This is a genomic window from Variovorax sp. P4_D9 (genome assembly GCF_056401695.1).
The window spans coordinates 1-6233 of the sequence record NZ_JBFUIU010000539.1 but is presented as its reverse complement, the minus strand read 5'-3'; the positions used below and the strand labels follow the sequence as shown (position 1 = coordinate 6233).

Annotated in this window: 7 protein-coding genes; 2 read left to right on the top strand and 5 right to left on the bottom strand. The window is 64.9% G+C overall.

The window, feature by feature from the left end; genetic code table 11:
• On the bottom strand, positions 1-263 hold a 263-nt coding region (locus tag AC1DY5_RS38085; protein WP_478119644.1), incomplete at its 3' end, for a hypothetical protein.
• A 926-nt stretch (positions 264-1189) separates the two neighbouring features.
• Between AC1DY5_RS38085 and AC1DY5_RS38080 the strand changes: the two genes are divergently transcribed.
• Positions 1190-2185 (top strand): ABC transporter substrate-binding protein, encoded by a 996-nt coding sequence (locus AC1DY5_RS38080; protein ID WP_478119643.1) that lies wholly within the window; start codon positions 1190-1192, stop codon positions 2183-2185.
• 100 nt (positions 2186-2285) lie between these two features.
• On the opposite strand, the gene AC1DY5_RS38075 is transcribed toward AC1DY5_RS38080, so the two are convergent.
• Positions 2286-2660, bottom strand: a complete 375-nt coding sequence (locus tag AC1DY5_RS38075; protein ID WP_478119642.1) for a tetratricopeptide repeat protein — start codon at positions 2658-2660, stop codon at positions 2286-2288.
• A gap of 535 nt (positions 2661-3195) precedes the next feature.
• Here AC1DY5_RS38075 and AC1DY5_RS38070 point away from each other — a divergent pair.
• Positions 3196-3336: a hypothetical protein gene (locus AC1DY5_RS38070; protein WP_478119641.1), complete on the top strand. Its 141-nt coding sequence runs from the start codon at positions 3196-3198 to the stop codon at positions 3334-3336.
• 112 nt (positions 3337-3448) lie between these two features.
• Here the strand turns inward: AC1DY5_RS38070 and AC1DY5_RS38065 are convergent, their stop codons facing one another.
• From AC1DY5_RS38065 to AC1DY5_RS38055, 3 genes are all read right to left on the bottom strand, one after another.
• Positions 3449-4684: an NAD(P)/FAD-dependent oxidoreductase gene (locus AC1DY5_RS38065; protein WP_478119640.1), complete on the bottom strand. Its 1236-nt coding sequence runs from the start codon at positions 4682-4684 to the stop codon at positions 3449-3451.
• Between the two features lie 34 nt (positions 4685-4718).
• Positions 4719-5066 (bottom strand): RidA family protein, encoded by a 348-nt coding sequence (locus AC1DY5_RS38060; RefSeq protein WP_478119639.1) that lies wholly within the window; start codon positions 5064-5066, stop codon positions 4719-4721.
• A 79-nt stretch (positions 5067-5145) separates the two neighbouring features.
• Positions 5146-6057, bottom strand: a complete 912-nt coding sequence (locus tag AC1DY5_RS38055; RefSeq protein ID WP_478119638.1) for a LysR family transcriptional regulator — start codon at positions 6055-6057, stop codon at positions 5146-5148.
• Positions 6058-6233: the final 176 nt, after the last annotated feature.

Below are 6233 nucleotides of genomic sequence, written 5' to 3'. Positions count from 1 at the left end.
ACGGCCTCGGGAATCGCCGGATCGGTCATGTCGAAGGCGACCACGATCTCCGGCGCGTTCGTCCAGGCGCGGCTGATGCCGTCGACGGTGCGCTGCACGGACGCGACGGCCTGCTCGCGCGCGGCCGGCGAGGCTGGCGGCGCGCGGCGACTGAAAACGACGTCGTCGGTGTTGGCTTCCGGGCTGCCCGTCTGCGTCAGGTTCGTGCTCACGTCGGCGGCAGGCGCCGCGTCTACCGGCGCCGGTGCCGCGTTGACGTCCAACTGGCGCACCAGATCGGTAAGCCGTGCGCGCTTGCGGGTGCAGGAGCCGGCGCTGGAGCGGGATCGGGTGTCGGCTCTGGAATGCCCATGACACGGCGCACGAGGCCTCGCACGAGTCCGCCTTCGGCGTAGTAGTTATGCGCCTTGGCGCGCGGTCGAAAGCCGTGCATGGCTACCCCTTGATGAATCGCATCGAGCGATTCTTTCGAGCGGGTGCCAGTCGGCCAAACCCTAGAGGGGTGTGCCCGGTTATCTCGCCCCAGGAGGGGGAGTTAGGGGGGCGATAGGGATGGCAAATGCCATCCATTTGCCATGGCGGATGTCGGTAGGCAAGTTTGTTGACCTCGCCGCCTCTGCTCAATCAAGCACTTCCGCACCAACTATGAACGTTGGTGTGGGCTGGGCGATTCACAGTTGTTGAGCGTTTCCCATTGGCTGGTCAAAGTTCATGAGCGGCAGCTTCAGAGAAAGCCGTACGGCCGGTATGGGCCCGGAGCAGACGTACGCCGACCTTAGTTCGACTCCGCAAAGCGGACGCAGGCCAACGAAGCATTAGTTAGCAGCTCAGGGCCGCGTCATTGGCGAAGGTAGCGGGCATTCCTTGACCTTCATGCGCCCTATGCTCCCATTCCATAASGCGCCTGTCACGCGAGAAGGCGCAGCAGCGCTTCTCTGGCGCGGAGCCTGACAGTCAGCTCGCTTGAGATGCGCAACCTGCCGGAAGGGCCCGGCGAATGGGCTAACTGCCGGCAGCCCGCAAGCCGACACCATAGCCARCACCCATCTCCGAGACGACGGCCTAGCGTTCGAGCTGCCCCTTGTGCTAAGGCCGCGGCTGGATCTGCGAAGACCACCCCGACCAGCTGAGCGCTCCGTCGCCCCGCACCCGCTTTGCGKTGAGGGCGGTTCGGAGGTAGTCTCGGCGCATGAATCCGCGTCCGGACGGCTTTGCACGCCGGCTCATCGTCCTCGGTGCGGCAGCCGGCATCGCGCTTGGCGTCTGGCCAGCCGACCGCCCGCGGCGCATCGGCTACATCTCGTTTTTTCCGCGGCCAAGCYCCGGCGYCGTGCCGRTCTTCGATGCCTTTTTCGCCGGCATGCGCGASCAGGGYTACGAGGAGGGCCGCGACTATGTGATGGACTGGCGGGACACCGGGGGCAAGCCGGAGGGYTTCGACGCGCAYGCCGCCGCACTGGTGGCGGACGGCGTCGACCTCTTCTTCTGTCTTACCACCGGCGCGGCGATGGCCGCGAAGCGTGCGACGAGCGCGATCCCGATCGTGTTCTCAGGGGTGAGCGATCCGGTCATGAGCGGCCTGGTCCCGTCGTTGGCGCGCCCCGGGGGCAACCTCACCGGCATGTCGGCCGTCGACGACGAGCTGCACGGCAAGCGGTTCGAGTTGCTGCGCGAGTTGCTGCCGCAGGCCCGCGAGGTCGCGGTGCTGTGGATGCCCGACTTGGTGGTCAACCGCAACGAGCTGACGCAGATCGAGGCGCTGGCGCCTCGGCTCGGCATCCGCATCCGGCGGGTCGAGCTGAACCGTGTCGAGGACATCGCGGCTGTCATCCCGCCACTAGGGCGCACGCGCACCGACGCGTTGTTCATCCTCCCAGCGCCCTGGCATGTCTACTCGAGCGCCGAGCTGGTGACCGCAGCGACGCAGGCACGCCTGCCGACCATCGGCGTGGAGCGCTACCACCATGCCGGTGGCGCCTTGCTGACGTACGGGGCGGACATCGCCGCGCTGGCGCGCCGCGCCGCCGGCTACGTCGACCGGATCTTCAAGGGCGCCAAGCCCGCCGACCTCCCAGTCCAGCAGCCGCAAAAGTTCGAACTGCTGATTAACCTGAAGACTGCCCTTGCGGTCGGTGTCGCGGTGCCCAGTATCCTCTTGTTGCGCGCCGACGAGGTCGTACGTTGAGAGGCTGCGGGGCGCTTTGACCGCCGGCCTCTTCGCCTGCAGCCGACTGTCGCGAAGGTCGGCTCCTGGCCGACTTCAGCCTGTCGTTCGAACACGCCGCTCAGTTGGCCTGGGCATCAAAGTATGCCTCCCACGACCACGGCGAAGTTTGGCGTCCCTCGGCGTCTCGGAAGGCGGCCATTGCCTTCTCGTGGGTGTCGTAGTTCATCCTTGCTACGCCGAGGTTGAAGTAGGTGTTTCGGTCGGTTGACCCGAGTTCAACAGCGCGCTCTAGGACAGCTGCGGCCTTCTCGTGCTTGCCTTGGTCCGACAGCACAGCGCCCAAGCATGTGAGCGCAAGGGCATTGCCCGGGACTTCGAGGAGCACCTTCGAGAGCATCGCTTCAGCCGAAGCCAGGTTCGCCGCCCACTTGTCGGGCTTCCTCCAGGCCTCTTCAACAAGTGACCGACTGGCGGAGATGAGGTCCAAGTTCATGACGTTTGAGGCTTGTTTCGGGCTCGATTCTGACCCCCCGCCCGGAAGGTCCGGTCCTGGCCGAAAGTGCCCCGCAGCGCGGCCTGTCCGAAGCGGAACGCTGTACTCAGCGAATAAAGGGACCAGCAGCGGGCACTCTGCATCTTGCGAGGTCGAATCGCGTGACTACAATTTGTGTGTGTAAAACAAAGTACAGCACCTCGGTCCCGCAGTGCCCGGCTGAGAGCGAGAGGCGGCGGGAATCCCGTAGAAGGCCGTTTGGGGTGTTTTTCAGGGTCGGCCGGGCTGACTGGAAGGGCATCATGACGACAACGATTGCGCAACAGGTCTGCGTCCAATCCATAACCGATTGACCGCGGCCGAAGGCGGGCTGGCAGCGGACGGCCTAGCATCTCCAGTTCTCGTAGCCGTCGTAGCAGAGTTTCGGCGGAAGTTCTCGAAAACTCGGCCTGCGCTGGAAGGCGACTCTGGCCCAGGCCAACGCGAGGCCATATGTGAGCTTGAGCAGGCAGCCGATAGCGCCAAGTGGGCCGCATTGGCCGACCCGGGCGCGTCCGAAAACGCCAAGCTGACAGTCATCGCCGCTCATGACTCCATATGCTGGTTCAAAGCGACCGGCAGTCTGCTCGACCGAGAGTACGCCGAACCGGACCCGCTCGCCTCGGTCGCCGAATGACCGCAAGTGGCCGATTGTTGTCCGACGCGTGGTCAGTGCGCACACGCTCCTGAAACCCGCGATTGCCCGTCTGCGGCCGGGTTGGTCGAGCCGGTCTGAATCGGGAAGACCGTCAGAATCGACGAGGCGAGTAAGGTGCCGGGTCGATGTAGGGCAATTCGCCAGTCATCAGCTCCGCAAGGAGCCGCCCACTTGCGGGGCCCAGCGTGAAGCCTTGATGCGCGTGGCCGAAGTTGAACCACAGTCCGCGATGCCGGGGCGCCGCCCCGATGACGGGCTTCATGTCGACCGTGCAGGGCCGCGCGCCGAGCCAAGGGTTCATTTCGACGGGCCAGCCGAGATCCAGGAGTTGCCGGACGGACCTTTCCGCGTGGAACAGCTGCACGGGTGTGGCGGGCGCGTCGCGCCTTGCAAACTCCGCTCCGGTCGAGATGCGCGTGCCGCGCTTCATCGGCGCGAGCATCACGCCAAGTTCAAGGTCCAGCATCGGCATGGCAAGCGTTGTGCCCTCCGCATAGTGCCGGTGGTAGCCGCGCTTGATGAACAGCGGAAGACGGTAGCCCAGCGCACGGGTGGCCTCGTCGGACCAGGGCCCGAGTGCGATCACCACATGCTCGGCTTCGAGCCCGCCATCCGCCGTTCGCACCGCCCAGCCGCCGCGTTGCTCGTGCAGGGAGCGGGCTTCGCCGATGGCGAAGCTGCCGCCGAGTTGCTCGAACAAGGCGGCATAGCGCTCCACCAGCTCTCCCGGCTCGCAGACTGACCACGGGTCTTTCCAGTGGATCGCGCCGGCCATCTGCCCGCGCAGCGCAGGTTGCGTTCGCGCGAGCGCGGCGGCGTCGAGCACCTCGCATGAAAGGCCGTTGTGCTCCGCCAGCTCCCGCGCCTGTGCTCCTGCTGCATCCAGCAAGGACGGCGTCCGATAGGCCTGCAACCAGCCCTTCTTGCTGACGAGATCCTGCGCGCCGGCGAGGCGCATCCATGCATCGTGCTCGGACAGGCAGTGTTCGATGAGCCTGCCGTACGCCTGCGCGATCGGTCGGTATGTGTCCGGCGCCGAATTGCTCCAGTAGCGGGCAAGCCGTGGTGCGAGCCCCAACATCGCCGACAGATGGAGGTGCACATCGTTACCGCGCCCGAGCGCAACCTTGACGAGTGAGCGCCAGTCGCGCGGGAAGGCATAGGGCAGCAGCGCTTCGCGCTGGATGATGCCGGCATTCCCATACGAGGTTTCCCGGCAGGCGCTGCGGCGGTCCATCAAGATGACTTGGTGGCCGCGCTGCCGCAACGCGAGGGCAGTGCTCACGCCCACCATACCGGCGCCTAGGACCAGGATTTCAGAGCTCATGAGTGTTCAGTGACTCGCCGATCGCGAGCAGTTACTACTTCAGTGCTGCGATGACGCTGATCTCGATCCGCGAAGGAGCCAGCAGCCCGGTACACACTGTCGCCCTCACCGGGAGGGGCTCGGAGAAATGAGCCACATAGGCCGCGTTGAAGGCAGCGAAGTCCTCCTTGTGCGTCAGGAATGCAGTGGCGGACACCACGTCCGACAGCCCCAATCCCACGGTCGACAAGGTCGCAGCGATCCGCTCCAGCGTCAATCTGGTTTGCGCCTCGATTCCTTCGGGGATGCTGCCGTCAGCGGCCACCGGCACCTCTCCGGACAGGAACACGAGGTCGGCGGCGGTGCGGAATTTGGAGAATGGAAGGGCAGATGTAGTGCTCATGTGGCCATTTTCCGGGCTCGTTGGAGTGCCGTGGATGCAATATTCAGAAGCTACCGTTGCCAAAAAGGAAACCGATTAATCAATCCGGAGCCTGCAAGGCTTCGACGAGGTATTCGGTAAACGCTTTCACCGCATCCGGCAGATTGCGCCCAGCCATCGTTTGGACTTCGAGATGGCGTTCGTTCATCTCGCGGTCTCGCAGGGGGACTGCAACGATCGCTCCACGCTGGAGGCGGGTCCGGATCGAGGCCTCGCCGTAGAACGCAATGGCGTCGCAAGCCGCGACGTAACTCACTAGCGCATCGAACTGGTTGCTCTCCAGCGCGGCGGTGTATTGCAGGCCCTGGCGGCCGCAGCTGATCTCGAGCAACTGCCGCAACGAGGTGTCTTTGGGCGGAAGCGCGAGCGGATAGCCGACCACCTGCCTCAGCGAAACCTGACGCTGCCCAGCCAGCGGATGGCCGGGCGACATGACCGCGAGCACCGGGCTCGGGTGGCGCAGCTCGATGCGGATCCGCGCCTCGGGCACGCCGCTGAGCGTGATGCCGATGTCGGCCTCGCCGTCGCGGATCCTACGCGGGATGTCGCCCCTGGGGCACACCTCGAGGTGGAACTTGAAGCCCGGATAGTGAAGATGAAACCGCGCGATCAGCGTCGGGAGGAATTCGGACGCGAACCCGACCACGCTGACGAGGCGCACGCTGCCCGCCCGTAGACCGCGCAAGGAGCTGATCTCGCCGGTGACCCGCTCGATGTCCTGCTGCACTCGCTGCGCATGCGCCGCCAAGAGTTCGCCGGCGGCATTGGGCACCATCCCACGCGCTCGCCGCTCGAAAAGCAAGGTGTCCAGATCGGCTTCGAGGCGGGCAATCTGGCGGCTCACCGCCGAGGGCGCAACATTCAGTTTGAGCGCGGCCTCTTTCACCGAGCCGGTTCGCGCGACTTCGAGAAAGTAGCGCACAGCCGTTTCCTGCAACACCCTGCCCTGCATCCTGCCTCCTTGTTGTCGAATGCCGATTCGGCAACGAAAGATTCTAATGATTGCGCTTGTTAGTGAGTATGGCGCCGCCTAGCATGACAAACCGTGCCAATTCACCGAGCCACTATGACCCCCACATTCAAAAAGACCTTGCTTGGTTTCGCCTGCCTGCTGACGTCCCTCTTCGC

What these genes read in the sequence shown, in the direction of transcription:
- AC1DY5_RS38075 (WP_478119642.1), bottom strand. Translation starts at nt 2,660, where the DNA reads ATGAACTTGGACCTCATCTCCGCCAGTCGGTCACTTGTTGAAGAGGCC.
- AC1DY5_RS38065 (WP_478119640.1), bottom strand. Translation starts at nt 4,684, where the DNA reads ATGAGCTCTGAAATCCTGGTCCTAGGCGCCGGTATGGTGGGCGTGAGC.
- AC1DY5_RS38060 (WP_478119639.1), bottom strand. Translation starts at nt 5,066, where the DNA reads ATGAGCACTACATCTGCCCTTCCATTCTCCAAATTCCGCACCGCCGCC.
- AC1DY5_RS38055 (WP_478119638.1), bottom strand. Translation starts at nt 6,057, where the DNA reads ATGCAGGGCAGGGTGTTGCAGGAAACGGCTGTGCGCTACTTTCTCGAA.